Here is a 25,025-nt window from a genome sequence, read left to right on the forward strand (position 1 = left end):
GTCAGGTTCAGGCGACGCCGAACTCGGAGGGGTCGATGCCCACGGCCTGGCAGAGCTCACGCACCGCACGCTGTTCGTTCGGGTCGAAGTCGCCGTCCGCACCGCCGATGACCACGCCGACCTGGACGACCGCGCGGGCCTGTTCGGGCTTGCTGCGCAGCTTCCCGACGGCCTGCAGCGCCTCGATCTTGCCGAAGTCGTAGTCGGCGGTCAGCTTCCCGCACCACTTGTCGAAGGACTCACGCAGTTCTCCGGCGTTGAAGATCGACAGGACGTCGTTGCTGGCGATGAAGGCCGCGGTCTTCTGGCGCTCCTCCGGCTCGATGCTGCCGTCGGCGGCCGCGATGAGGGCGCAGGTCGCCATGCTCGCCTCGGCGAAGTCCTTGCTCTTGAACTGACCGACCTTCGTCTTCAGCTGGTCGCCCGCCAGCAGGCCCTTGCTCTTCAGGTTGTCCAGGAATCCCATACCGGGGCAACGGCCACCGACCCGCGGGGGTTCCGTCAGCTGAAGCGGCGGACGATCTCGGAGTTGCGGTCGGCCAGCAGCTGGCGCAGCGTGCGACGGACGAAGAGCAGGTCGGCGACGCGGCCGAGGAGACCGTAGGGCGAGGTCCACGCCATCCGGTCGGTCATGATCGTCATTCGCGGGCCCTCGGGCTCGTAGGTGTGCTCGTGGCGGAAGGCCCGGAACGCCCCGGACTCCATCTCGTCGACGAAGCGCCGCGGGCGGTCCAGGGCGGTGATGTGGGAGGTGTGGGTGACCCGCAGACCGAGGAGGCGCAACCGCCACTGGACCTTCTCGTCCAGCTCGATCCGCCCGCTGGTGCGCCCGGCCCCCTCGACGGCCTTCACCTTGTAGCGCTTGCCCGCGACCCGCTCCACGTCGAGGTCGAGGGACATGTCGAACACCTCGGCGACGGGGGCGCGGACCATGGTCCGCTGGACGATCTCGGGCACCTCAGCAACCTAGACCATGGACAGCAGGTGATCGCGGCGAGCGCGCAGGACGTCCACCGAGGCCGAGGCCGACGGCGGTCCGGGCACCGCCGCGCGCAGCTTGGAGTAGACGCTGGCGTGCGGCATCTGCCGGCCCGCGGCGACCCGGCCGACGAGGCCGTGGATCTCCTTGCGCAGCACGGCGGCCGTGTGCCAGGTGGCGTCCTCCTGCTCGGGTTCGGCGTCCTCCGTGGGGGGCGCGTCCTCGACGTGGCGCGGGGTCGCGGTGCGCTTGCGGATCTCCGCGTCGCGCTGGTGGAGCAGCGCCGCGGTCTGCTCGGGCGAGAGCAGGCCGGGCAGGCCGAGGTAGTCCTGCTCGTCGACGCTGACCTGCGGGAGGTCGCCGGTGAGGGCCTTGCCCCCGTGCAGGACGTGGGCGAACTCGGCCTGGGCCTCGAGCGCCTCGTACTCCTGGGGGCCGCCGGGTTCGCGTTCGGGCGGCGGGAGCAGGTCCAGGCCGCCTTCGTCGACCTCGTCGGAGGAGACCGACGCGGGCGGCGGGATGACGTGGTTGCGATCGCTCTCCATCGCCGCGGCCAGCGCCAGCAGGGGGCGCACCGCGGGCAGGAAGACCGTCGCGGACTCCCCCGGTACCCGCGAGCGCACGACGCGGCCGACGGCCTGGGCGAAGAACAGCGGGGTCCGGTAGGACGTCATCCACGCCAGGCAGGCGGCGCGCGGCACGTCGACGCCCTCGGAGATCATCCGGACGCAGACCGCGAACCGCTGGTCGCTCTGCGCGAACTCGGAGATCTTCTGCGAGGCCTTCGGGTCGTCGGAGAGGATCAGCGCCGGCTTCTCCCCCGTGACCCGCTGCACGATCTTGGCGTAGGCGCGGGCGTCCTCCTGGTCGGAGGCCAACACCAGGCCGGCGGCGTCGTGCATGCCGTGCTCGCGCAGGTGGTCGAGGCGCTCGCCCATGGCGGCGATCACGTGCGGGACCCAGTCGCCGCGCGGGTCGAGGGCGGTCTTCCAGGCCAGCGACTCCACCGACTTGGTGGTGGCGTCGGTCAGCGAGGCGGCCACGACCTCGCCGGCGGAGTTCCGCCAGCGCGAGACCCCCGTGTAGGCGGCGAACACGACGGGCCGGACGACGCCGTCGGCGAGCGCCTCCTTGTAGCCGTAGCCGTAGTCGGCGCTGCTCCGCAGGCCGCCCTCGGACTCCGGGGAGTCGTCGTCGACGTAGTTGACGAACGGGATGCGCTCGTCGGTCTTGGTGCGGAACGGGGTCCCCGTCAGCGAGAGCCGGCGGCGGGCGTCGCCGAAGGCCTCGAACACGGCGTCACCCCAGGACAGCCCGTCCCCGGCGTGGTGGATCTCATCCATGATCACCAGCGAGCGCTTCGCGGTGGCCCGGGCCCGGTGCAGCATCGGGTGTCCCGCGACCTGGGCGTAGGTGGTGACGTAGCCCTTCATGTCGGGACGCACCGGCCCGACGGCGTTGGTCATCGTGGGGTCGAGCTCGACGCCGGCGCGGTGGGCGGCCTCGGCCCACTGGGTGCGCAGGTGGTCGGTCGGGGCGACGACGACGATCCGGTCGACCCGGCGGGAGTCCAGCAGCCGACGGGCCAGCGCGAGGGCGAAGGTCGTCTTGCCGGCGCCGGGCGTCGCGGTGACGAGGAAGTCGGCCGGTTCGTCGCGCGCGGGGTCGAAGTAGCGTTCGAGGGCGGCGTTCTGCCAGGCCCGCAGGGGACGCGCCGCGGGAGTTCCGGGGGCGTCGACCACGGGACCGTGACCGCGTGCGGTGACGGTGTCGGCCAGGGCCAGCTGGGGTTCGTGTTCGGTGGTGCTCATCGGTCCCTCCACCGTAGACGAGGCTCGGGGGTGCTCCGGCGCGGCGACGCGCGCACCATGGGGCAGTGGGTGTCGGTGAGCTGGACGGGGTGGGATGGACGAGCCTCGTGACCTTGCACCTGCGCGCCCTCGACGCCCGCTCGGCGCACCCGCTCCTGGCTGACGCGTGGGCGGTGCCCGCGCTGGAACGGTTGCGCGCGAGCGGCGCGGACGTCGACTCGCCGTGGCTGGCGGCCACCAGCGGTGACCGGGACCTCGTGGCGCTGCGGGCGGCGCAGCTGGACGCGTGGGCGGCCGAGGTGCTGCGGGCCGACCCCGACGTCACCGTGCTGCACCTGGGCTGCGGGCTGGACTCCCGCGGACTCCGGCTGGGGGCCGGGCCGAGGTGGATCGAGGTGGACACCCCGGACGTCGCCGACGTGCGACGCGCGCTCTACCCCGGTGCACCCGGGCGGGTCGTCGCGAGTTCGGTGACCGATCCGGCCTGGCTGGCGGACCTGGGTGGCCCGCGGGTGCTGGTCGTCGCGGAGGGCCTGCTGATGTACCTCTCGGCGGCCGAGGTGCAGGCGCTGCTGGAGCGGATCACGGCGCGGTTCGAGCACGGGGACGTGCTCTTCGACGTCGTCGCCCCGTGGGTGGTGCGGGTCTCGGGGTCGCTGCCCGCGGTGTACGGCGCGTTCGCGATGCACTGGGCCCCCCGGGGTCCCGACGAGGTGCGCGCCCTGGCCCCCGCGCTGCGGTTCGGCGAGGCGGTCGACGTGCTGTCGCTGGCCGACCGGATCACCTCCCCGGGCCGGCGCTGGGCCTACCGAGGTGTGCGGCGGATCCTGCCGGGCAGCACGAGGCTCACTCGGTGGACCTTCTGAGCGTTCGGCTCACGAGCCGTCGTCGCCGCCCTTGTCCCCACCCTTGTCGCCGCCCTTGCCGGAGAGCGTCTCGTAGATCTCCTTGCAGGTCGGGCAGACGGGGAAGCGCTTCGGGTCGCGTCCGGGCACCCAGACCTTCCCGCAGAGTGCGATCACGGGGTCGCCCGAGAGGGCGGACTCCATGATCTTCTCCTTCTTCACGTAGTGCGCGAAGCGTTCGTGGTCGCCGGGTTCGACCTTCTCCTCGACCTGCTCCTCGCGGTCCAGGACCGCGGTGCGGGAGGGGGTGGACGCGGGCGACTGTTCGGGCTGGGTGCGGAACGGGTCGTCGGTCGGCGAGCTCAGGCGGCCACTCATGGGCAGGATCGTACGCGCCCGGCGGGGGGCCGTTCAGTTCATGGAGACGTCGTCGGGGAAGCTGGCCACGAGGGCCAGGTCACCCCCCTGACGGCGCAGCACCTGCGCCCACAGGTCGTGCGGGGTGTCGCTGAAGGCGTCCCGGGCCTCGGCGGGCAGGACGAACCAGGCTCCCTCGGCGATCTCCGTCTCCAGCTGCGAGGCGCTCCACCCGGAGTACCCGGCGAAGATCCGCAGCCCGGACAGCTCCGCGACGACGGCCTCGGGTGGCGTGTCGAGGTCGACGAGGCCCACCGAGCCGAGCCCGACGGAACCGAAGACGCGACGGACACCGAGCGGGTCGGGTCGGTCCCCGGGCACGGCGACGAGCCCCAGGGCGGAGTCCAGCGCCACCGGGCCACCCTGGAAGAGCTTGCCCGGGGCCGTCGCGAAGGGCTGCCAGCCGGGCAGGACGCTGTCCACGTCGACGTCCAGCGGCCGGTTCACGACGACGCCCAGCGCGCCGTCCTCGTCGTGGTTGAGCACGAGGACGACGGCACGGGCGAAGTTCTCGTCGGTCAGCGCGGGGGTCGCGAGCAGCAGCCGTCCGGCCAGGGTCGACGACGGGATCGCGCTGCTCACCTCCCCATCATGTCCTCACACCCGCGGCTGCACGAAGGGAACCGGCGCCCGCGTGGCGCGGACGTACTGCGGCGGCCACGCGACCGCCTCCGGCGCGTGCAGCGCCTGAGCGGCGCGCTGCGGCCAGCGCGGGTCGGCGAGCAGGGGGCGGGCGAGGAAGACGGCGTCGGCGTCACCGCTGACGAGGAGCTGCTCGGCCTGGGCCGGTTCGAGGATGAGACCGACGGCGGCGACGGGGACACCCGTCTCGCGGCGGATCCGGGCCGCGTTGGGCACCTGGTAGCCGGGGCCGACGGGGATCTGCTGCTCCGGGGCGTTCCCGCCGGAGCTGGCGTCGATCAGGTCGGCCCCGTGGGCGGCGAGTTCCCGGGTCAGCTCCATGGACTCCGCGACGTCCCAGCCACCCGGCACCCAGTCGGAGGTGGAGAGGCGGACCAGGACCGGCTTCTCCTGCGGCCACACCGCCCGGACGGCGTCGAGGACCTCGAGCAGCAGCCGCGACCGGCCGGCGAGGTCACCGCCGTAGGCGTCGGTGCGGTGGTTGGAGACCGGTGAGAGGAACTGGTGCAGCAGGTAGCCGTGGGCCGCGTGCAGCTCGACGACGTCGAAGCCCGCGGCGTCGGCGCGGCGGGCGGCCTCGGCGAAGCCCGCCACGACCCGGGCGATGCCGTCGAGGTCGAGTTCGGTGGGGGTCGCGTAGCCGCCGAAGGCGAGCGCGCTCGGGGCGACGGTCTCCCAGCCGCCGTCGGCGGGCGGGACGCTGCCCTGCTGCTCGGCCCAGGGCCGGTAGGTGCTGGCCTTGCGGCCGGCGTGGGCGAGCTGGACACCGATCGCGACGCCCTGGGAGTGGACGAAGTCGACGATGCGGGTCCAGCCCCGCGCCTGCTCCTCGTTCCACAACCCGGCGTCCTGCGGGCTGATCCGGCCCTCGGGGACGACGGCCGCGGCCTCGGTGAGGACGAGCGCGGCCCCGCCGACGGCCAGTCCCCCGAGGTGGACGAGGTGCCAGTCGGTGGGGACGCCCGGCGCCCGTTCGGCGTCGCAGGAGTACTGGCACATCGGGGAGACCCAGATGCGGTTCGCGAGCGTCGTGCCGCGCAGGGTGAGGGGTTCCAGCAGTTTGGCCACGAGGGGAAGCTACCCCTCAGCGGGGACGGCGCTTGTCCTCGTACATGTGCCGGTCCGCGCGGGCCAGCACCTCGGCCGTGGACTCGCCGAGGTCGTCGACGACGAGGCCGACGCTGCAGGACACCGTGATCACCGTGCCGTCGGGCAGCGACACCGGGACGCCGGCGACGGCTTCGCGCAGCCGGTGGGTCAGGGCCTGCGGTTCGACGTCCAGCGAGCTCTCGACGAGGACGATGAACTCGTCGCCGCCGAAGCGGGCGACGGTGTCCTCCCCGCGCGAGGCCCCGGTGAGCCGTTCCGCGATGCGCACCAGGGCGTGGTCGCCGACGAGGTGGCCGTGGACGTCGTTGAGCTGCTTGAGGTCGTCGACGTCGCAGAACGCGACGACCGGGGCGTGGCCCGTGCGGCGGGCACGGGAACGGGCCAGGGCCCAGCGGTCCTCCAGCAGGCCACGGTTGGGCAGACCGGTGAGGCGGTCGTGGGTCGCGCGGTGGGTGAGGTCGCGGGTGCGCGCGACGTGCTGGCTGACGTCCCAGCAGGACAGGCTCAGCCCACCGGAACCGTCGGCGGGGCCCAGCAGCACCTCGACCGTCACCGTCTCGCCGTCGGGGCGCACGAACCGCCACTCGAAAGCCGTCTGCTCGCCCGGCACCCCGTGCTCGAGCGCCTCGAGCACCTCGGTGACGTCGTCGCGGTGGACGAGGTCGGCCAGCGCCAGCCCCGTCGCCTCCTCGGCCCCCGAGCGGCCCAGGAGGTCGGCGGCGGCGGGGTTCGCCCACGTCGTGAGCCACCCGTCCCCGCCCGGAGCGACGAGGAGCGTGGCCAGCGGAGAGTCCTCCACGAGGCGCCGGTAGTCGGCGTCCTGCACAGCTCCCCCTCGGTCCGGCCGACTCCGGAGGAGTCGGTGTCAGCCGACCGTACGAGTTCGAACGGCGTGTCTCGCAGCCCGATCCGAAAGACCCCCGACCTGGCGCACACCGCGCGACGCTGCGTTCTGACGAATCACTCAGCGAGACGGGATTCCCGTCGGATCGCCCTGCGCGGCGGCGACGACGAGCGGCTGGCTGGCCCTCGCCGCACCCAGGACGAGACCGGCACCGGCCACCGCGCAGCCCACGAACCACAGGACACCCGTCGGCGCCGCCGACAGCAGACCGATCACCGGGGAGACGATCAGCAGCGCCAGCGCGCCCGCCCCGCCCATCGTGACCACGAGCGGGATCCACGTCTCCCGGGACCGCGCGGCGTGCAGGACGGCGACGTCGGTCCCCGCCAGGTGCAGCGTCCGGTAGCGACCGCGGGAGTCCAGCACCCGCGACGCCTGGGTCACGCCCGTCGAGACGGCCGCGAGGACCGCGGCGATGACGAGCGTCACGGCCGCCCCGGTGCCGATGTCACCCAGCAGCTGCGCGTCCCCCTCACCGGGCGAACCGGCGGTCAACCCCGGGGTCACGCTCAGGCACCCCGCGACGAACGTGACCAGCGAGATGCCCCCCACGCTGCGCCAGGTGCTCTTCGGGTCCTCGCTCATCCGCCGCGCGGCCAGCAGCGTCGGGACCGTCCGGGCCCGGGCCCCGAGGACCCGGCCGAGGACGGAGACGAGCAGCGGCCCGACGAGGTTGAAGACCGCGAACGCACCGGCCAGGAAGCCGACCAGGACCAGCGCCCCGACCACCACACCGGCCCCGAACACCACGCTGCCCGCGTTGAAGGCGGCGACGAAACCCACCCCCAGCACCAGCACCGGGACGACCCGCGTCCAGCTCAGGCCCTTCTGCGGCAGGCGCTGCGCCACCCCGAGCGGCGTGATCGCGACCCGTCGCAGACTGACCGCGGAGGACACCAGCGCGACGAGCAGGACCGCCGCGACGGTCGCCAGCACCGGCCACGGGCCCAGCCGCAGCTCGGCGACGTCGAAGGCGCGGCCCTGGAACCGCAACCGGGCGAGCGCCGGCAGCGCCACCACGTCGAGCACCACACCCAGCGACGCGCCCACGACGGCCTGCACGGCCGCGTCGAGGAGGGCCATCGCACCGATCTGCGTGCTCGTCGCCCCCGCGAGGCGCAACCGGGCCAGCCGCTCGTCGCGCCGGGCGACCGTGAGGCGGGCCGCGGCCGCACCGAGGGTCGCCGTCGGCACCAGCAGCAGCGCGACGGAGACCCAGGAGAGCAGGGGGTAGACCTGCGCGTCGGAGTCCGCCCCGGCGCTCGCGGCCCGGGCCGCGAAGGCCTGCACCCCGCCGGCGACGGTGAGCACCGACCACGTCGTGACGGCGAAGGCGGTGACGGCCAGCGTCGTCGGCAACCGGTCGCGCGGGGTGCCGTGGGTGTGACGGACCAGCGACCACCAGATCGCCAGGGTGGCGTTCACGCGCGGACCCCGGCCGGGGCGCGGAACTCGCTGACGACGTGACCGTCGCGCATGGCCAGCGTCCGGTCGCACCAGCGGGCGACCCCGGCGTCGTGGGTGACCACGACCAGGGCCGCGCCGGTGGCACGGGTGGCGGAGGTCAGCAGCTCGAGGACCTCCCGACCCGTGGCCTGGTCGAGCGCGCCGGTGGGTTCGTCGGCGAAGACGACGCTGGGCGAGCCGACCAGGGCCCGCGCGATCGCGACGCGCTGCGCCTGTCCTCCGGACAACTCACCCGGTCGCCGGTGTTCCATCCCCGCCAGCCCCAGCTTCGCCAGGAGCTCCCGCGCCCGGGCCATGGCGGCAGCGCGGGACTGCCCGGCGAGCATGAGCGGCAGCGCGGTGTTCTCGTCGGCCGGCAGTTCGGAGAGCAGCTGACCGGACTGGAAGACGAAACCGAAGTCGTTGCGTCGCAACACGGTGCGGGTGGCGTCCGACATGGATCCGAGATCGCGTCCGGCCAGTTCGACGGCCCCGGAGGTGGGGCGCAGGATCCCGGCGAGGACGTGCAGCAACGTGGTCTTGCCCGACCCCGAGGGTCCCATCACGGCGAGCGACTCCCCGGCGGGGAGCGTGACGTCGACGTCGTCGAGGGCGCGGGTGGTCCCGTAGGTCATGACGAGACCGCGGGCGGTGAGGATGTCCATGCCTCGAGCCTGTCGATCCGCTGTGGCTCGCGCGTCGGAGCGGGGACGGAGTTCCCGGACGCCGGGTCAGCCCTGGGACCTACGCCCGGCCCGGGAACGCGAGAGCGCCCCGACCGGACCAGCCGGTGGGGCGCTCTCGTGGTGCTGGTGGAGATGGCGGGAATCGAACCCGCGTCCGATAGCGTGAAACCAGGGCTTCTCCGGGTGCATCCTGTTCAGCGGTCTGCTCGGCCCCGATGCTCATACAGGCATGTCACCGCCGGGCCCAGCCGCGTTGATTGTCCCTCTCACCTACGCGACCTCGGTGAGAGGTGAGCCCCCTAGCTGATGCCAGGACCCGGGGCGGGAGCACACCCGGGCTGACAGAGTCACACTCGCTCAGGCGGCGAGGGCGAACTCGGTGCGCTTGGAATCGGCACCTATTGGTTTGCATGGATCGTTGACGAGATGACCATGCATCCTCGACCCGCTTCCCCTGGCTCGACGTCCACCGTCGAAACCTGTCATCCCCATGTTCAGTTGTGTCCCTAGCGTACCCCTCAACGGCCGAGCCGTCGCCCACATTCCTGCTCGCTCACCAGGACCCACCGCCACCGCCACCGGCCCCTCCCCCGGTGAACCCGCCGCCACCGCTGAACGAGCCGGAGCTCGCCGTGGCGGGGGGTGCGGCGCTGAGGGCGTCGGTGGTGCTGGCGGAGAAGCCGCCCATCGTCCCGGCGAAGAGGGCGACGTTGAAGGTCGACCCCTCGTGGGCCCGCCCGGAGTACCAGCTGGGGGCGGGCAGGGGTGCGTCGGCCGCCTGCAGGGCGCGGGCGCCGGCGACCCAGGCGTCGGTGGCGTCGAGGGCGACGGCGTAGGGCACGAGCCGGGCGAAGCGGTGCGGGGCACCACCGTCGGCGAGCGCGTCGGCGTCGCCGTAGCGGGCGAGGGTGGCGGCGAACTCGCCGGCCTGCCGGCGGATCTCGCGTCCCCGGGCGGTCAGCGGGCTGGGTGCGGCCCCGGCGAACCCTGCGACGAGGGCGAGGAGTCCGACGACGGTGACGGCGACGCCGACGAGGGCGTGGGTCGTCCAGAGCGCCAGGACCAGGGTCAGCGCGCCGCCGGCGAGGGCCACCCGGACGCTGCGCAGCGCCCACCGGCGCAGCACGTTCCGCGGGCGGTCGGTGAACAGGCCGCGGGCGACGGCGTCGTCCTCGATCAGATCCTTCGTCAGCCCCGTCCCGGCCCGGGCGGTGGTGCGGACCGCGGACAGCGACGTGTCGTCGCCGTCGGCGAAGACGGTGTCCAGCAGTCGCCGCTCGGCGGGGGCGAGCGGATCGGGACTGTCGGTGCGGGTGAGGTCCCAGTCGACGACGGAGCCGTCGGGGGCGGTGACCTCCTCCAGGCCCAGGTGCCCGCGCTGGGCCAGGTCGAGCAGGGTGGCGACGACGTCGACGGTGCGCGCGCCACCGTGCACGACGGTCCCGAGCACCCCGGGCGGGACGTCGGTGACCCCGACGGCCCCCTGGGTGGCGCGGGCCTCCGGACGACGGCGGGCCAGCGCGATCCCCCCGGCTCCGAGAGCGAGGACACCTGCGGCGGCGCCCAGGGTCGGGCCGTCGGCGGTGAAGGCGCGGGCCGGGCTGAAGGTGTCGACGAGCAGCGGGGCGGCGGGGTCCAGGGATCCGGTGGGCAGCGCGGCGGCGATCGTGACTCCCCGCTTCGGGCCCAGTCCGGTGGCGGCGAACGTGGCGCCGGTGGCGGTGGTGGCGGCCGAGCAGCGGTCGGTGCTGCCCTCCGCGCCCTGGAAGCACCGGGGATCGGTGACGGCGGCCGGGGTCTCGAGGGTGACGTCGACGCGGTCGATCGGGACCTCCCACCCGGTGCCGACGACGTCGTAGGCGAGCTGCAGTCCCCCGTCGACGCGGTCGACGACGGCGGGGACGGTGTAGGTGAGGACGTAGGTCTCCCGGCCGGTGACGTCGTTCGCGGCGGGATCGCCGATGCGGACGTCGAGGAAGCCGTCGTCGGTCTCGGTGCTCACCTGGGTCGCGGCCCCGGTCGGGCTGGTGACCTGCAGGTCGCGCACGGGGTAGCGGCGGTCGTGGGTCTGGTCGTGCGGCGCCTGGACGGGGAGGAAGCGTTCCAGGCCGTGGTGGCCCTCGCGGCCGAAGTCGTAGCTGATCTCCTCGCGCACGGCGACGGACCCGTCGGCACCGACCGTGAGCCGGGCCGCGTAGGAGTCGACGCGCTCGTCGTCGGAGGGACCGTCGGCCGAGGCCGAGGCCGCGGTGGCCAGCGGCCCCAGGATCAGGGCCGCCGCCCCGAGGCCGGCGAACAGGGTCGTCGCGGTGCGCATGGACCGATGACAGCGCTCACGGACCGGGCGCGCATCCGCAGTTCGTCGGACGTCAGCGGTTCTTGCGCTCCGACATCGCGCGGTCGGCCTCGCGCCGGTCCTGACGTTCGCGCAGGGTCTGGCGCTTGTCGTAGTTCTTCTTGCCCCGGGCCAGCCCGATCTCGACCTTGACCTTGCCGTCGTTGAAGTAGAGCGCCAACGGCACGATCGTCAGCCCGGACTCGCGGACCTTCCCGGCCCAGCGCTCGATCTCCTCGCGGTGCAGGAGGAGCTTCCGCTTGCGTCGCGGGGTGTGGTTGGTCCACGTGCCCTGGACGTACTCGGGGATGTGGACCCCTTCGAGCCACATCTCACCGCGGTCGATGTGGGCGAAGCCGTCCACCAGGGACGCCCGCCCCATCCGCAGCGCCTTGACCTCGGTGCCCATCAGGCTGACGCCCGCCTCGTAGACGTCGTCGATGAAGTAGTCGTGGCGCGCCTTGCGGTTGCTGGCGATCACCTTGCGACCGGTCTCGCGCGGCACGTGGACCTCCAGGTCTCGATCTCGGACCCTCGAGTCTAGGCGCCGCGCGCCGGGTCCCGCACCGCGGTTCTCCCGCGGCGCCGACTCAGACCTTCAGCCAGCGGCGCAGGCTGAACAGCGAGGCGATGACGGCGAAGACCACGCCGACGGCGACGATGATCGGTCCGGTCTCGGTGAGCACGTCGTGGGTCGAGATGAGCCGCGTCGTGAACCCCGGCCGCGACTGCAGCCTCGAGACCCCGAAGTTGACCATCGCCCACAGCGCCCCGGAGGCGAGGACGCCGCCGACGAGGCTCGCGACGACCCCCTCGAGGACGAACGGCAACTGGATGAGAGCCCGCGAGGCCCCCACCAGGCGCATGATCGTCGTCTCCCGACGGCGGCTGAACGCGGTGAGCCGGATGGTCGTGGAGACGAGCATCATCGAGCAGATCAGCATGAGCGCGGCCAGCCCGAGCGAGACGCGCGTCGCGGTGTCGAGCACCGTGAACAGCGGCTGCAGGATGGCGCGCTGGTCGGGGATCTCCTCGACCCCCGCGGAGTCCTGGTACGCGGCGGTGAGCTCGAGGTAGCGCGAGGGTTCCTTGAGCTTCACGCGGAAGGACTCGGGGAGCTGGTCGGCGGTGACGTTGTCGGACAGGCCCGGCGCCGTCGTCTCCTTGAAGTTCTGGTACGCCTCCTGCTTCGACTCGTAGTAGACCCGCTCGACCAGCGGGTCCGCGGTCAGCGCGTCCCGCAGGGCGGTGCGCTGGGCGTCGGTGACGGCACCGCCGGGGCAGCTCGTGGCCAGGGACTCGTCCCCGCACAGGAAGATCGACACCTGGACGCGGTCGTACCACTCGCCCTTGAGGGTCCCCGCCTGCTTCTGCACGAGCAGACCGGTCCCGAAGAAGAACAACGACACCATCGTGACGAGCACGACGGAGAGCGTCATCGTGAAGTTGCGGCGCAACCCGGTGAACATCTCACCGAGGACGAAACCGATCCGCATCAGCGACCCGATCCGTAGACGCCGCGGTCCTCGTCGCGCACGACGCGACCGTCGCGGAGCTCGACGACGCGCTTGCGCATCTGGTCGACGATGTCGTCGTCGTGCGTGGCCATGACGATCGTGGTCCCCGTGCGGTTGATCCGGTCGAGTAGCTTCATGATCCCGACGCTGGTCTCGGGGTCGAGGTTCCCGGTGGGCTCGTCGGCCAGCAGCAGCGAGGGCCGGTTGACGAACGCGCGCGCGATGGCGACGCGCTGCTGCTCACCCCCGGAGAGCTCGTGCGGACGGCGCTTCTCCTTGCCGGCCAGCCCGACGAGACCGAGGGTCTCGGGGACGGTCTGGGCGATGACGTGACGCGGTTTGCCGAGCACCTGCAGGGCGAAGGCGACGTTCTCGTAGACGGACTTGTCGGCGAGGAGGCGGAAGTCCTGGAAGACGACCCCGATCTGGCGACGCAGGGCCGGCACCTTCCAGGAGCGCAACCGGCCGACGTCACGCCCGGCGACCTGGACGGACCCGCTGCTGGCGCGCTCCTCCTTGAGGACCAGGCGCAGGAAGGTCGACTTCCCCGACCCGGACGGACCGACGAGGAAGACGAAGTCGCCCTTGTCGATCTGGAGGGTCACCTCCGCGAGCGCGGGGCGGTGCCCCTCGCCGTAGACCTTGCTGACGTGCTCGAAGGTGATCACTCGTGGGGGTGGTCAGTCTCGGGGACAGGGAGAACTGGTGCTGCTCTGACCACCACCACCATACGGTCCGCCCACTGTGGGTGAGCGCAAGACTCCCCGCGGGTGATCTTCGGTCAGGCCTGCTCGACCTGCTTGCGCCAGCGGATGCCCGCGTCGAGGAAGCTGTCGATCTCGCCGTCGAAGACGTTGGAGGTGTTGCCGACCTCGTAGTTCGTCCGCAGGTCCTTGACCATCTGGTACGGGTGCAGGACGTAGGAACGCATCTGGTTGCCCCACGAGCCGGAGTCGTCGCCCTTGAGCGCGTCGAGCTCGGCCTGACGGTCCTTGCGGGCCTTCTCCAGCAGCTTGGCCTGCAGGACGCGCATGGCGGCGGCCTTGTTCTGCAGCTGCGACTTCTCGTTCTGGCAGGTCACGACGATGCCGGTCGGGAGGTGGGTGAGGCGCACCGCGGAGTCGGTGGTGTTGACGGACTGACCACCGGGACCCGAGGAGCGGTAGACGTCGACGCGGACCTCGTTCTCGTTGACGTCGACGTGGTCGGTCTCGGCCACGACGGGCAGGACCTCGACGCCGGCGAAGGACGTCTGGCGACGCCCCTGGTTGTCGAAGGGCGAGATCCGCACGAGGCGGTGGGTGCCCTGCTCCACGGACAGGGTGCCGTAGGCGTAGGGCGCGGCGACCTTGAAGGTGGCCGACTTGATGCCCGCCTCCTCGGCGTAGGAGGTGTCGTAGACCTCGCTCTTGTAGCCGCGACGTTCCGCCCAGCGCAGGTACATCCGCATCAGCATCTCGGCGAAGTCGGCGGCGTCGACACCACCGGCCTCGGAACGGATCGTGACGATGGCCTCGCGGTTGTCGTACTCCCCGGACAGCAGGGTGCGGACCTCGAGCTGCGCCAGCTGCGCCTTCACCGCCTCCAGCTCGGCCTCGGCCTCGTCGAGGGAGTCGGCGTCGTTCTCGTCCTCGGAGAGCTCGACGAGCACCTCGAGGTCGTCGATGCGACCGCCCATCTTCTCGATGCGGTCGAGCTCGGCCTGCACGGCGGAGAGGCGGCTGGTGACGGTCTGGGCGTGCTCGGGGTCGTCCCACAGGCTCGGCGCGGCGGCCTCGTCGTTGAGGTCGGCCAGCTCCTTGCGCAGCGCTTCGAGGTCCGACACCTCGCGGATGGACGCGTACGTCGTGCGCAGGGCGGAGATCTCAGCGGGGAAGTCGATGGCCACGACCGACGAGTCTACGTCGGGGCACCCGGCCCGCCCTTCACGCGAACGCCGCGGAGGACAGGTCGCGCTCGTCCTCGACGATCGCGCGCACGATCCGTTCCGCCACCGCCTCCGGGTCCAGGCCGGTCGGCAGCCGGGGTGCGGTCCCGGCGACGGGACGCTGCGCCAGGCCCGTCTCGGTGTGCGGGGGGCGCACGTCGACCACCCGCACCTCGCGCCGGACCTCCCGGGCCAGCGCCTGGGTGAAGGAGCTGAGCGCCGCCTTCGCCGCGGAGTACGCCGCCATCCCCGGCTGTGGCCGTTCGGCGACGACCGCGGAGACGACGACGGCGAACCCGCCCGTCGTGATCTGCGGGACGGCCGCGCGCAGCAGCCGGATCGGTCCGAGGGTGTCGGCGAGGAACAGCTCGTCGAGGAGCTCGTCGTCGGCCTCCACCCCCGGACCGAAGGCGACGACGCCGGCCGCGTGGACCAGGCCGTCGAGGCCACCGAGGTGGTCGACGGCCTCCGCCACGAGACGTTCCGGCTCCCCCGGCAGGCGCAGGTCGGCGGCCACGGCGTGGGCCCCCTCGAGCGTCGAGACGTCCCGCCCGCTGAGGACCACCCGCGCCCCGGCCCGGGTCAGGAGGCGCACGATCGGCCGTCCCAGCCCCCCGCCGGCACCCGTGACGAGGATCCGTGCGTCCTTGAGTTCGCTCACGCTGTGACGCTGACACGTTCAGCGCAGGTCGGCGACCGCACGCGACGTGGCCCGCAGCCGGATCCCGGCCGCGAACGCCTCGGGGACGAAGGCGACGAACAGCGGCCGGACGTCGACGTCCAGGACCACGACCGCCGTGCGCCCGTCCGGGGTTCCCGTGTCCGCGGCCACGACGACACCGGCCAGGTCCGCGTGGGCGGCGACGTAGTCGGCCGCGCTGGCCCGGACGGAGGCGTCGGAGAGCAGCAGGTCGCCGTCGCCCGTGTAGTAGGCCGCGTCGTCGAGGGCGTCGGCCGCGTCGGCCGCCGCGGCGTCGGCCACCGCGTAGAGACGCTTGCGCTGCAGGTGCACCGCCGAGGCGGACACCACGACCAGCACGAGGACCATCGCGAGCAGGCCGAAGGCCAGCGACAGCAGCGCGATCCGCCCCTCGTCGTCCCGCCGGTTCACGAGGCGAACCGGTCGACGACGGCGACCCGGCGCACCTGCACCGGGACGTGCGCCGGGACGGCCCCGCCCAGGAGACCCGGGACGAAGGGCAGCTCGACGTCGATCCGCACCGTCGCGGCGATCTCCGCCTCCGGTGAACGGCACGGGTCCGCCGCGCACTCCAGCACCAGCGTCCCCGGCGGGGTCGCGAACCCCTGGTCGGCCAGCGCGAGGGCCACCGACGTCTCGGCGAGGGTCTCCCCGTCGGCCGTGGTCGCGAGCACCCGCGACGCCTCCCGCGCCCCGGACTCGGCGGCGAACGTCGCCGCCTGGACCCGGCCCAGGGTGAGGACCAGGTAGGCGATGGGCACGAGCAGGAGCACGCCCACGACGAGGAACTCCACCGCCGCACTGCCCTCGTCGCGGGTCACCGCGCACCCTCCAGGACCGCGTGGCCCTCGAGGTGCATCCCCCGGCCGACGCCGAACAGGCCGATCACGGGCAGCGGCGCGTCCACGTCGACCTGCACGACGCGCAGCCCGCCGAGGTCGACGACGTCCGCCGCGACGTGGTCGGCGAAGCGGGGCGAGAGCGACGCGGCCAGGAGTTCCCGGCTGCGCCGTGCGCCGAGTTCCGGGGTGTTGCCCCGCAGGGCGCCGAACCGGGCCCCCTCCCCCGCGCAGTCCGCGGCCGTGGCCCGGACGTGCTGCACGACGGCGAGCTGCACGACGGCCGCGAACAGCAGCGCCAGCAACCCCGCGACGGCCGCGAACTCCGCCACGGCGGAACCCTCGTCCTTCCTCACAACTGCCCGACGACGGCGTCCATCGCCTGGGTGAACACCGCCTCCAGCCGGGGGCCGGCGACGGCCCACAACCCGACGACCAGCCCGGCCGTCATGATCGTGACCAGCACCCAGCCGGGGACGTCGCCCCGGTCGTCGGAGTTCTCCCGGACGTTCGCCAGGGCACGGGCGATCCAGGTGCGCACGCGGCGCAGGTCGAGCGTCGACACGGACGGTCTCCAGTTCCTCGGTGTTCAGGGGTTCGGACAAGGGGTTCGGACGAGGGGTTTCGAGAGGGGTGTCAGCCGAGCTGCAGCTGGGCCAGGCCGGGGTAGACCGCGAAGAGCACGGTGACGGGCAGGACACCGAAGACGACGGGGACCATCATCTGGACCTCCTTGCGACCGCCGCTCTCGATGAGTCGGCGTCGCTCGGCCTCGCGGGCGTCGCCCGCCTGGGCGCGCAGCACCTCGGCCAACGGGCTGCCCGCCTCGACGGCCACGGCGATCCCGTCGACGAACCGGGTGAAGGGCGCGACGCCCCACCGCCCGGCGAGGTCCAGCAGCGCGTCCAGCAGCGGCGTCCCGGTGCGGACCCGGCCCAGGCTGTGCCGCAGCTGCGCGCACAACGGGCCGTTCCCGGCGGCGACACGCTCCAGCGCACCGGCGACGTTCTCCCCCGCCCCCACGGACAGGGCGAGCAGTTCCGCGACGTCGGGCAGGTCCGCCGCGATCTCCGCCCGGCGGACCCGGACCCGGCGGGCCAGGAGTTCCCCCCGGGCCAGGGCGCCGGCGAACCCACCCGCCACCACGAACGCCACGACCGTGACCGGGGTCGACCCGCCGGCCAGGAACCCCGCAGGCACCGCCGACACGACCCCGGCGACCGAGAAGAGGACCTGTTCCGCGCGGTGCTGGGCGAGGGCGGCCTCCAGTCCGGACGCCCCGTCGGAAGCAGGGTCGAGGGACGGGTCCAGGACCGCCAGTCGTTCGGCGACCACCCGCCCCGACCCCAACCGCGCACCCACCGCGGACCCGAGACCGCGCAACGGATCGGCCCACCACGACGCCCGGTACGACGGGGCGGCGCCGAGGTAGGGGCCGACACGGGCCTCGATCCCCGGCGAACGGTTCCACGGCGCGGCGTGCAGGAGCACGAGGAAACCCGTCCCGGCCAGCAGCCCGAGCAGGATCCCGACGTTCACGACAGCACCCGTCGCGTCGTGGGCAGGCGGCCCAGGCGGGACATCGCCGCGTAGGAACCCGCGGAGACGACCGTTCCCACCAGCAGCACCAGGGCCCCGGCCGAGGAGTCGAAGGCCTCCAGGGTTCCCGGGCGGGTGGCCAGCAGCGCCAGGACGATCCACGGAGCGGCGACGGCGAGCCGCGCCGCCGAGACCGTCCAGCTCTGACGGGCCAGGAGTTCACCGCGGGTGCGCTGGTCCTCGCGCAGGTAGCCGGACAACGTCCGCAACGTGGTCCCGAGGTCGCTGCCACCGACCTGCCGGGTCATCCGCAGGGTGGCGGCGAGCCGGTCGAACACCGGGTCGGCGAGTTCCTCCTGCAACCGGCGGAGTTCGGTGTCGAAGGCACCGCTGGCGCGGTGGCCGGCGGCGAAGCGCGCGAAGGCCGGTCGCAGCGACTGCGGCCCCCGGCTCGCGAGACCGCAGACGGCCTCGGGCAGGGACGACCCGGCCCGCACCGCCGAGGCGAGGGTGTCGACGACGTCCGGCCACTGCGCGGCGGTGTCCTGGCGGCGTCGCCGGACGCGCTGCCGCAGACCGAGCACGGGCAGGACGGTGGCGGCGCACCCCGCGGCAGCGCCGAGGACGAGGACCCCGCTCGTCCCGGTCACCACCACCGCGCCCAGCACCCCCGCGAGCAGGCACGCCGCGGGCAGCACGGGGACGGGAACCTCCCGCCACCCCGCGGCGTCCAGGAGTTCGCGGACGCGGGAGGCGCGGCGGGCAGCGGCGCGGGGCGGCCGTTCCCAGCAGGCCCACCACGCGCAGAACAACCCGACGCCGAACACCACGCCGATGCCGACGCCGTCCATCAGGACCCACCCGCCAGCAACGCCGTCAGGTCGAAACCCGCGCGCGCGAACCGGTCGCGGTGCGGCGGCCACCCGCTCCCCCGGACGAGGGCACCGTCACGGGTGACGAAGACCTCCGCGGTCTCGACGACGCCACCCTCGGTGCGACCCATGACGGCCAGGACCTCCCGCACCCGCCGCCGCCCGTCGACGTCGAGTTCCGCGTGCACGACGAGGTCGAGGCTCGCCGCCACCGCGGGGACGACGAAACCGCTCGTCACGTTCTCCCCGGCCAGCAACGGCAACGTGCACATCTTGGCGACGGCGTCGGCGGCGGAGTTCGCGTGGATCGTCGCGGCCCCCGGCAGGCCGCTGTTCAGCGCGATGAGCAGGTCGAGGCTCTCGGCCTGGCGCACCTCCCCCACGACGAGTCGGTCCGGGCGCATCCGCAACGCCTCCTTCACCAGGCGCCGCAGCGGGATCTCCCCCCGCCCCTCGAGGTTCGGCTGGCGGCACTGCATCGCGACGACGTCGCGCGCGGCGAGCTGCAGTTCGAAGACCTCCTCGCAGGTGATGACCCGCTGGTTCGCCGGCACCGCGCTGAGCAGGCAGTTCAGGAGCGTCGTCTTGCCGGCCTGGGTCGCGCCGGAGACCAGGAGGTTCACCCCGGAGCTGACGGCCGCGGCGAGGAACGCGGCGGCCGGGGCCGTCAGCGAACCGAGGGTCACGAGGTCGTCGAGGCGGCGGGCCCGGGCGACGAAGCGCCGCACGTTCACCGCCCAGTGCCGACGCGTGACGTCGGGGATGACGACGTGGAGCCGGGAACCGTCGGGCAGCGCGGCGTCGACGAACGGGCTCGAGAGGTCCACCCGACGGCCGGTGCTGGCCAGCATCCGCTCGACGAGTTCGGCGACGGTGTCCTCGTCGAGGATGGTGGTCGTGAGTTCGGAGACCCCGCCGCGGGCCACGAACACCTTCCCGGGTTCGTTGATCCAGATCTCCTCGACCTCGGGGTCGTCGAAGTAGCGCTGCAGCGGGCCGAAACCCGACACCGCGGCCATCACCGCACGCACGGCCTGGTCGCGGTCGTCGAGGCCCGGCAGGGAACCGTCGAGGGAACGCAGGTCGTAGTCGAGCACGACGCCGTCGACGAGGGCCCGGAGTTCCGCGGGGTCGCCGCGGAAACTACCCGCCGCGATCCGGCGGCGCACCAGCGTGCGCACCTCGTCCTCGACCATCCGCACCGCGTCCACGTCCACCCCCTGCTTCTCGGTCCCCGGTTCTCGTCCGGAGACGGTAGGGCAGCAGGGCCGTGTGGCGTTCGGGTGATGTGGACAACTCCCGGTACGACCCTCGGCCCTGTGGACGACGACCGGATCCCGCGGGCAGCGTGCCACGATCCCGGCGTGCCGTTCCGGATGACCGTCCTGGGCGCCGACGTGGAGATCGACCCACCGGTCGAGGATCCCGCCGGTGTCACGCTGGCGGCTGCCCGCGAACTCCTCGAACCCCTGACCGGCCCCTGGCCCTCGGGGTGGGAGGAGGAGTGGCGGGTGGACGGGGAACTCGTCGCCGGCGCGGTCCTCGGCCGACCGCCGCTGGTGGCCGGGGTCCGGGTTCCCGCCGTCGGCGAGGCCGGTGAGATCGGCGAGGCGGAACTCGCGCTGCACGTCGTCGCCGGACCCGAGGCCGGTCGGACGTCGGGCCTGGGAACCGGAACCCACCGCGTTGGTCGCCGCGGGGAACCGGGGACCGACCTCGACCTCGACCTCGGTCTCGACGACCCCTCGGTGTCGCGCGTCCACGCGGAACTCACCGTGCACGACGACGGAACCGTGACGGTGCGCGACACCGGCTCGCTCAACGGAACCGCGTTGCTCCACACGAACGGGCGGGAGACCCTCCGCGGCTCCCGTCGGGTGCCGTTGCCCGTCCGCCTGGTGCTCGGTGGTTCCGTGCTCGAACTCGCCCCGACCCCGGTGCGTCCCGCGGGGGTCCGTGCCGACGGTCAGGGCCGTCTCCGGTTGAACCGGCCGCCGCGACTGCTCCCGCCGGCGCCCAGCCACGTGCTGCGCTGGCCCGCGGAAGCGCCGAGCGCAGCGGCCCCGGAACTCCCCGTCCTCGCACTGCTGGTGCCCTTGGCCCTCGCGGGTGTCCTGGCGCTGCTCTGGAGCCCGCTGTCCCTGCTGCTGGGCCTGGCCTCCCCCGTGCTCGTCGGGGGGCAGTGGTGGACCCAGCGCCGTCGGCACACGGCCACCACCCGCCGTCGGGCCGTGGAACTGCGGGCCGCCCGGGAACTGGTCACCGCCACCCGCCGCTCGGCGCTCACCGCCGAGCGCGACCGGGCCCACGAGTTCGCTCCGGACGCGGCGAGGCTGCTGGCCGAGGTCCTCGGCCGCGGCGAGGGCCTGTTCGCGCGTTCGCCGGAGCACCCCGACCACCTGCACGTCCGGTTCGGACTCGGCGACCGCCCGTCCGCAGCGGTCGAGGTGCGCGGGGAACGCCCCGACGCCGAGCTGCCGGAGGTGCTGCTGCGCGACGTCCCGGTGGGGGTCGCGCTCACCGCGGGGCCGCTCGGGCTGGCCGGACCCCGTCCCGCCCTGCTGCGCACGGCCCGGTTCGTGGTCGGCCAGCTCGCGGGGTGGCACTCGCCGGCGACCCTGCGCCTCGGCGTGGCCGGGTCCCCGGAGGACTGGTCGTGGAGCGCCTGGCTGCCGCACCTGCTCACCCCCGACCTCGACCTCGACGCCGCTCACGTCCTCGCCACCGCCGCGCGCGAGCTGGCCCAGCGCCGGGCCGGTACGCGGGGCGGTCGGGAGCAGTGGCGCGGCGGGAGCCACCTGGTGCTCGTGCTCGACGACGCGCCCCGGTGGCGGCCGGACCCGCGACTGGCCGACCTGCTCGACGACGGGCCCCGGCACGGCGTGCACGTGGTCTGCCTGGCCGACGACGTCTCCGAGCTGCCCGCGGAGTGCCGTTCCGTCGTCGACCTCGCCGCGACCCCGGCCCGGCTCGTCACCGGCACCGGGTCGAGCCGCTTCCGTCCCGACGGGGTGGGTGTGGACTGGTCGGAGCGGCTGGCCCGCGGACTGGCCGCCCTGCGGGACGCCGGGACGACGGCGGGTACCGCGACGCCCGGTGACGTGCGGCTCACCGACCTCCTGGGTCCCGCGAGCGCCGGGGATCTCGCCCGTTCCTGGCGGGAGGTGGTCCCGGGGCTCCCGGCGGTCCTGGGCGTGGGCGGGCAGGGTGTCTGCCGGGTCGACCTCGCCGCGGACGGTCCGCACACGCTCGTCGCCGGCACGACGGGTGCGGGCAAGTCCGTGCTGCTGCGGACCCTCGTCGCCGGGTTGTGCGCGGGGTCACCGCCCGAGGCCGTCCAGCTGGTCCTCGTCGACTACAAGGGCGGGGCGGCGTTCGGTGACTGCGTGCGGTTGCCGCACGTCGCCGGGGTCGTCACCGACCTCGACGACCAGCTCGCCGCGCGGGTGCTGCGCAGCCTGCGGGCCGAGGTCCGCCGCCGCGAGGAGGTCCTGGCCGCCGCGGGCGCCGCGGACGTGCGTGACCTGGCGCCGGGGCGACTCCCGCGCCTGGTCGTCGTCGTCGACGAGTTCCGGGTGCTGAGCCAGGAGCTGCCCGACTTCGTCGACGGTCTCGTGCGGTTGGCCGCCGTCGGTCGGTCGCTGGGCATCCACCTGGTCCTGGCGACCCAGCGGCCCGCGGGGGTGGTCAGCCCGGAGATCCGGGCGAACACCAACCTGCGGATCGCCCTGCGCGTGCAGGACCGGGCCGATGCCGAGGACGTCGTGGGCGATCCGTCCCCGGCCTCCTTCAGCGACCGGGTCCCCGGACGCGCCGTCCTGCGCCGGGGCAGCGAAGGGCTGGAGACGTTCCAGACCGCGCGGCTGTCGGGTCCGCGCCCCCGCGTGGGCCTGCAGGTCCGGGCCCCGGGGACGGTGCAGGCGGGCGAGGAGGTCGACGACCTCCCCGGCCTGGTGGACGCGGTCCGCACGGCCGCCACCGACCGGACGGTGCCCGCCTCCCCCTGGCTGGCGCCGCTGCCCGACGTCCTGGGCTCCGACGACGTCCCGCCCTCCGGTGGGAGCGTCCTGACCTGGGGGCGGCTCGACCTGCCGGACAGCCAGCGTCAGGAGAGCGCCGGCTGGGACCTCGCGGCCGGGGACCACCTGCTCGTCGTCGGCGGGATCCGTTCGGGCCGCACGACGCTGCTGCGGCGCCTGGTGACGACGGCCGGTCGCGGCAGGGCCGCGGATCCTCTGGAGGTGCACGTGCTGGACGCCGGCGGCGGGTTCGCCGACCTCGCCGGCCGGGGTCGGGTCGGGTCGGTGGTGGGCCCGAGCGAGGTGTGGCGGGCCGGTCGGTTGCTGCTGCGGCTGCAGGGGGAGGTCGAGCGGCGGCGGGCCTCGGGCTGGGCCGGTGAACCGTTCCTGCTGCTCGCCGTCGACGGCTGGGAGGCCTGGGTGAACGCCCTCGGCGTGGCGGACCCGGCCGCCGGTCCGGAGGCGCTGCTGCGGCTGCTGCGGGAGGCCTCCGGCGTCGGCGTCCGGATCGTCGTGGGCGCGGACCGGCAGGCGCTGACGGGTCCCGTGGCGGGCACCTGCGGTCAGGTCGTGCTGCTGCGCCTGCCGGACCGCAGCGACGCCGCGCTGCTCGGTCTGCGCGCTGCCGAGGTGCCGCGACAGGCCCCACCGGGGCGGGGTCTGCTGGTCGTCGACGGTCGCGCGCAGGAGGTGCAGGTCGCCCTGCCCTTCGCGCCGGGTGCGGTCGGCGGGCGCGACGCGGTGGCCCCCCTCCCCGCGGTGGTGCGCCTCGACGACGTCGACGTGGGCGGCCGGGACGGGCTCCCGTTGGGGCGTGGCGGTGACGACGCCGACGTGGTGCGGGTCGACCCGCGGGGGGCCGTCCTGGTCTGCGGTCCCCCGGGCAGCGGACGCACGTCCGCACTGCGGGCGCTGGCCGGGGCCGAGACCGCCGCGGGCGGCACGGTGTGCTGGGCTCGTGAGGTCGGCGCGGAGGCTCTCGCCGCCGCTCTCGCGGGTGACGCCCTCGTCCTCGTCGACGACGTCTCCCGCCCCCTGCCGCCGGCGTCGGAGGACGCGTTGGCGGCTGCCCTGACCCGCGGCGGCAGGGCACGGGTGGTGCTCGCGGGGGACGGCGCGGAGGTGTCCGGGGCCTTCCGCGGCCTGGCCGCCGCGGCACGGACGGCCGCCCGGACCACGGTGCTGCTGGGCCGCGGCGGGACGGTGCCCGCGGAGGTCGTCTCGCGGCGCCCGGTCGTGGCCCCCGGGCCGGGCGTGGGAGCGGGCTTCGTGGTGCGTGACGGGCAGTGGACGAGCGTGCGCGTCGCCACCCCCGTCGAGCACCTGGACGAGGGCCCCGAGGTGGGCCCGGAACGCCGTGACGGTTGCCTTACGGTGAGTGGGTGAGTGACGCCTCCCCCACCGCTTTCACCCTCCGCACCGCCGTCCCCGCCGACGGCGCGAGCATCGCCGAGATGGTCCGTGAGCTCGCCGAGTACGAGAAGGAGCCGGAGGCCGCGACAGCGCGGGCCGAGGACTTCGCCCGCGCGCTGGAGCCGGGTACGGGGATCGGCTGCGTGCTGGCCGAGGTGGAGGTCGACGGGGTCGTCCAGGTCGCCGGGATGGCCCTCTGGTACACGACGTTCTCGACCTGGCTGGGCCGGCAGGGGATGTGGCTGGAGGACCTGTTCGTCCGGCCCGAGCACCGACGGTCCGGGATCGGTCGGGCGTTCTTCGGCGAGCTGGGGCGCATCTGCGCCGACCGCGGCTTCGGGCGCCTGGAGTTCTGGGTGCTGGACTGGAACACCCCGGCCCACGGCTTCTACCGGACGCTCGGGGCGAGCCCCGAGGAGGACTGGACCGTGTGGCGCCTCGACGGGGACCGGCTGGACGCGCTGGCGACCGCCTCCGACCGGAAGTGACCCACAGTGCGCGGCGGTCTACGGTGAGCATCTACCAAGCTGCTGCGTGCGACACCCGCACCCGGCCCTGAGAGGACGTCAACCCGTGTCCACCCCCACGACCGGAGACCCGGTGAGCACCCCGGACCCGGACGCAGCGACCGATCTGGTGGAGCTGCGGGTACCGGCGGACCCGGCCTACCTGACCGTGGTCCGCACGGCGAGCGCCGGCCTGGCCGCGCGGCTCGACCTGACCCTCGACGAGATCGAGGACCTGCGCATCGCCGTGGACGAGGCCTGCACCCTGCTCCTGGGCTCCGCCCCCGACGACGAGGAACTGGTCGCGACCTTCCGGCTCGGCGAGGGCAGCCTCGAGGTCGAGGTCCGCGGCCCGGCCCGGGAACTGCCCGAGCGTTCCAGCTTCGCCTGGGCCGTGCTGGAGGCCCTGGTCGGCGAGGTCTTCACCGGAACGTCCTCCACCGGGGCCTGGATCGTGTTGCGGCACAGCAAGACCAGTGGCGCCCAGGCAAGCCTGGCGGCGGGGGTCGGGTGAACCG

26 protein-coding genes and 1 other RNA gene are annotated in these 25,025 nt (G+C 73.9%); 4 read left to right on the forward strand and 23 right to left on the reverse strand.

The genetic code is table 11. From position 1 onward, the window contains the following. Nucleotides 1–7 precede the first annotated feature (7 nt). From SJY07_RS06735 to SJY07_RS06745, 3 genes are read right to left on the reverse strand one after another with little or no spacing between them, the layout of a single operon-like run. Entirely contained in the window at nucleotides 8–466 is a 459-nt protein-coding gene (locus tag SJY07_RS06735) for a TerB family tellurite resistance protein (protein ID WP_328295020.1), read from the reverse strand. A gap of 35 nt (nucleotides 467–501) precedes the next feature. Next, complete coding sequence (locus tag SJY07_RS06740) at nucleotides 502–957, reverse strand: SRPBCC family protein (protein WP_328295019.1); 456 nt, start codon at nucleotides 955–957, stop codon at nucleotides 502–504. A gap of 9 nt (nucleotides 958–966) precedes the next feature. After that, nucleotides 967–2,790 carry a DEAD/DEAH box helicase family protein gene (locus tag SJY07_RS06745; protein WP_328295018.1) on the reverse strand — a complete coding sequence of 608 codons (1,824 nt, stop codon included), beginning with the start codon at nucleotides 2,788–2,790 and terminating at the stop codon, nucleotides 967–969. 65 nt (nucleotides 2,791–2,855) lie between these two features. Between SJY07_RS06745 and SJY07_RS06750 the strand changes: the two genes are divergently transcribed. Then, nucleotides 2,856–3,656: a class I SAM-dependent methyltransferase gene (locus SJY07_RS06750; protein ID WP_380157920.1), complete on the forward strand. Its 801-nt coding sequence runs from the start codon at nucleotides 2,856–2,858 to the stop codon at nucleotides 3,654–3,656. A 9-nt stretch (nucleotides 3,657–3,665) separates the two neighbouring features. Here SJY07_RS06750 and SJY07_RS06755 read toward each other — a convergent pair whose 3' ends face one another. From SJY07_RS06755 to SJY07_RS06850, 20 genes are all read right to left on the reverse strand, one after another. Further along, complete coding sequence (locus SJY07_RS06755; RefSeq protein ID WP_328295015.1) at nucleotides 3,666–4,013, reverse strand: DUF3039 domain-containing protein; 348 nt, start codon at nucleotides 4,011–4,013, stop codon at nucleotides 3,666–3,668. A gap of 33 nt (nucleotides 4,014–4,046) precedes the next feature. Then, the gene (locus SJY07_RS06760; protein ID WP_328295014.1) at nucleotides 4,047–4,634 is read right to left on the reverse strand and encodes a YqgE/AlgH family protein; all 588 of its coding nucleotides are present in this window, start codon (nucleotides 4,632–4,634) and stop codon (nucleotides 4,047–4,049) included. A 15-nt stretch (nucleotides 4,635–4,649) separates the two neighbouring features. After that, complete coding sequence (locus SJY07_RS06765; protein ID WP_380157923.1) at nucleotides 4,650–5,762, reverse strand: NADH:flavin oxidoreductase/NADH oxidase; 1,113 nt, start codon at nucleotides 5,760–5,762, stop codon at nucleotides 4,650–4,652. A 16-nt stretch (nucleotides 5,763–5,778) separates the two neighbouring features. Further along, the gene (locus SJY07_RS06770; RefSeq protein WP_380157925.1) at nucleotides 5,779–6,630 is read right to left on the reverse strand and encodes a GGDEF domain-containing protein; all 852 of its coding nucleotides are present in this window, start codon (nucleotides 6,628–6,630) and stop codon (nucleotides 5,779–5,781) included. Nucleotides 6,631–6,768: 138 nt separating this feature from the next. Continuing rightward, nucleotides 6,769–8,133 (reverse strand): FtsX-like permease family protein, encoded by a 1,365-nt coding sequence (locus SJY07_RS06775; protein WP_380157927.1) that lies wholly within the window; start codon nucleotides 8,131–8,133, stop codon nucleotides 6,769–6,771. Further along, on the reverse strand, nucleotides 8,130–8,819 hold the full coding sequence (locus tag SJY07_RS06780; RefSeq protein WP_380157929.1) for an ABC transporter ATP-binding protein: 690 nt from the start codon (nucleotides 8,817–8,819) through the stop codon (nucleotides 8,130–8,132). Before SJY07_RS06780 ends, SJY07_RS06775 begins: the two co-directional genes overlap by 4 nt. A 145-nt stretch (nucleotides 8,820–8,964) precedes the next feature. Continuing rightward, nucleotides 8,965–9,330: a transfer-messenger RNA gene (gene ssrA / locus SJY07_RS06785) on the reverse strand. 63 nt (nucleotides 9,331–9,393) lie between these two features. Next, nucleotides 9,394–11,157 (reverse strand): DUF2207 domain-containing protein, encoded by a 1,764-nt coding sequence (locus tag SJY07_RS06790; protein ID WP_380157931.1) that lies wholly within the window; start codon nucleotides 11,155–11,157, stop codon nucleotides 9,394–9,396. A 52-nt stretch (nucleotides 11,158–11,209) separates the two neighbouring features. Continuing rightward, nucleotides 11,210–11,680 carry an SsrA-binding protein SmpB gene (smpB, locus tag SJY07_RS06795; RefSeq protein ID WP_380157933.1) on the reverse strand — a complete coding sequence of 157 codons (471 nt, stop codon included), beginning with the start codon at nucleotides 11,678–11,680 and terminating at the stop codon, nucleotides 11,210–11,212. Nucleotides 11,681–11,765: 85 nt separating this feature from the next. Next, a complete protein-coding gene (gene ftsX / locus SJY07_RS06800; RefSeq protein ID WP_380157935.1) occupies nucleotides 11,766–12,671 on the reverse strand; it encodes a permease-like cell division protein FtsX in 906 nt (301 codons plus the stop codon). Next, nucleotides 12,671–13,360 (reverse strand): cell division ATP-binding protein FtsE, encoded by a 690-nt coding sequence (gene ftsE / locus SJY07_RS06805; RefSeq protein WP_328295006.1) that lies wholly within the window; start codon nucleotides 13,358–13,360, stop codon nucleotides 12,671–12,673. The genes ftsX and ftsE overlap by 1 nt, the downstream gene beginning before the upstream one ends. 113 nt (nucleotides 13,361–13,473) lie before the next feature. Continuing rightward, nucleotides 13,474–14,580 (reverse strand): peptide chain release factor 2, encoded by a 1,107-nt coding sequence (gene prfB / locus SJY07_RS06810; RefSeq protein ID WP_380157937.1) that lies wholly within the window; start codon nucleotides 14,578–14,580, stop codon nucleotides 13,474–13,476. 37 nt (nucleotides 14,581–14,617) lie between these two features. After that, nucleotides 14,618–15,280 (reverse strand): SDR family oxidoreductase, encoded by a 663-nt coding sequence (locus SJY07_RS06815; RefSeq protein WP_328295004.1) that lies wholly within the window; start codon nucleotides 15,278–15,280, stop codon nucleotides 14,618–14,620. A gap of 18 nt (nucleotides 15,281–15,298) precedes the next feature. Then, on the reverse strand, nucleotides 15,299–15,730 hold the full coding sequence (locus SJY07_RS06820; protein WP_380157940.1) for a hypothetical protein: 432 nt from the start codon (nucleotides 15,728–15,730) through the stop codon (nucleotides 15,299–15,301). Next, the gene (locus SJY07_RS06825) at nucleotides 15,727–16,140 is read right to left on the reverse strand and encodes a pilus assembly protein (protein ID WP_328295002.1); all 414 of its coding nucleotides are present in this window, start codon (nucleotides 16,138–16,140) and stop codon (nucleotides 15,727–15,729) included. The genes SJY07_RS06820 and SJY07_RS06825 overlap by 4 nt, the downstream gene beginning before the upstream one ends. Continuing rightward, the gene (locus tag SJY07_RS06830; protein WP_328295001.1) at nucleotides 16,137–16,490 is read right to left on the reverse strand and encodes a hypothetical protein; all 354 of its coding nucleotides are present in this window, start codon (nucleotides 16,488–16,490) and stop codon (nucleotides 16,137–16,139) included. The genes SJY07_RS06825 and SJY07_RS06830 overlap by 4 nt, the downstream gene beginning before the upstream one ends. A 20-nt stretch (nucleotides 16,491–16,510) precedes the next feature. Then, nucleotides 16,511–16,699, reverse strand: a complete 189-nt coding sequence (locus SJY07_RS06835; RefSeq protein WP_380162200.1) for a hypothetical protein — start codon at nucleotides 16,697–16,699, stop codon at nucleotides 16,511–16,513. Between the two features lie 95 nt (nucleotides 16,700–16,794). Further along, nucleotides 16,795–17,697, reverse strand: a complete 903-nt coding sequence (locus SJY07_RS06840) for a type II secretion system F family protein (protein ID WP_380157943.1) — start codon at nucleotides 17,695–17,697, stop codon at nucleotides 16,795–16,797. Further along, nucleotides 17,694–18,548 carry a type II secretion system F family protein gene (locus SJY07_RS06845; protein WP_328294998.1) on the reverse strand — a complete coding sequence of 285 codons (855 nt, stop codon included), beginning with the start codon at nucleotides 18,546–18,548 and terminating at the stop codon, nucleotides 17,694–17,696. The genes SJY07_RS06840 and SJY07_RS06845 overlap by 4 nt, the downstream gene beginning before the upstream one ends. Continuing rightward, the gene (locus tag SJY07_RS06850; RefSeq protein ID WP_380162201.1) at nucleotides 18,548–19,765 is read right to left on the reverse strand and encodes a CpaF family protein; all 1,218 of its coding nucleotides are present in this window, start codon (nucleotides 19,763–19,765) and stop codon (nucleotides 18,548–18,550) included. The genes SJY07_RS06845 and SJY07_RS06850 overlap by 1 nt, the downstream gene beginning before the upstream one ends. Nucleotides 19,766–19,933: 168 nt before the next feature. Here SJY07_RS06850 and SJY07_RS06855 point away from each other — a divergent pair, with 168 nt between their 5' ends. The 3 genes from SJY07_RS06855 (at nucleotide 19,934) to SJY07_RS06865 (ending at nucleotide 25,021) form a co-directional block, all read left to right on the forward strand. Next, nucleotides 19,934–23,974: an FtsK/SpoIIIE domain-containing protein gene (locus SJY07_RS06855; protein ID WP_380157945.1), complete on the forward strand. Its 4,041-nt coding sequence runs from the start codon at nucleotides 19,934–19,936 to the stop codon at nucleotides 23,972–23,974. Continuing rightward, nucleotides 23,971–24,489 (forward strand): GNAT family N-acetyltransferase, encoded by a 519-nt coding sequence (locus SJY07_RS06860; RefSeq protein ID WP_380157947.1) that lies wholly within the window; start codon nucleotides 23,971–23,973, stop codon nucleotides 24,487–24,489. The genes SJY07_RS06855 and SJY07_RS06860 overlap by 4 nt, the downstream gene beginning before the upstream one ends. Nucleotides 24,490–24,601: 112 nt before the next feature. After that, a complete protein-coding gene (locus SJY07_RS06865) occupies nucleotides 24,602–25,021 on the forward strand; it encodes an ATP-binding protein (protein WP_328296269.1) in 420 nt (139 codons plus the stop codon). The last annotated feature ends 4 nt before the right edge of the window (nucleotides 25,022–25,025 follow it).

Origin of the sequence: Kineococcus sp. R86509 (genome assembly GCF_042466365.1) — a bacterium.
Lineage (GTDB): Bacteria > Actinomycetota > Actinomycetes > Actinomycetales > Kineococcaceae > Kineococcus.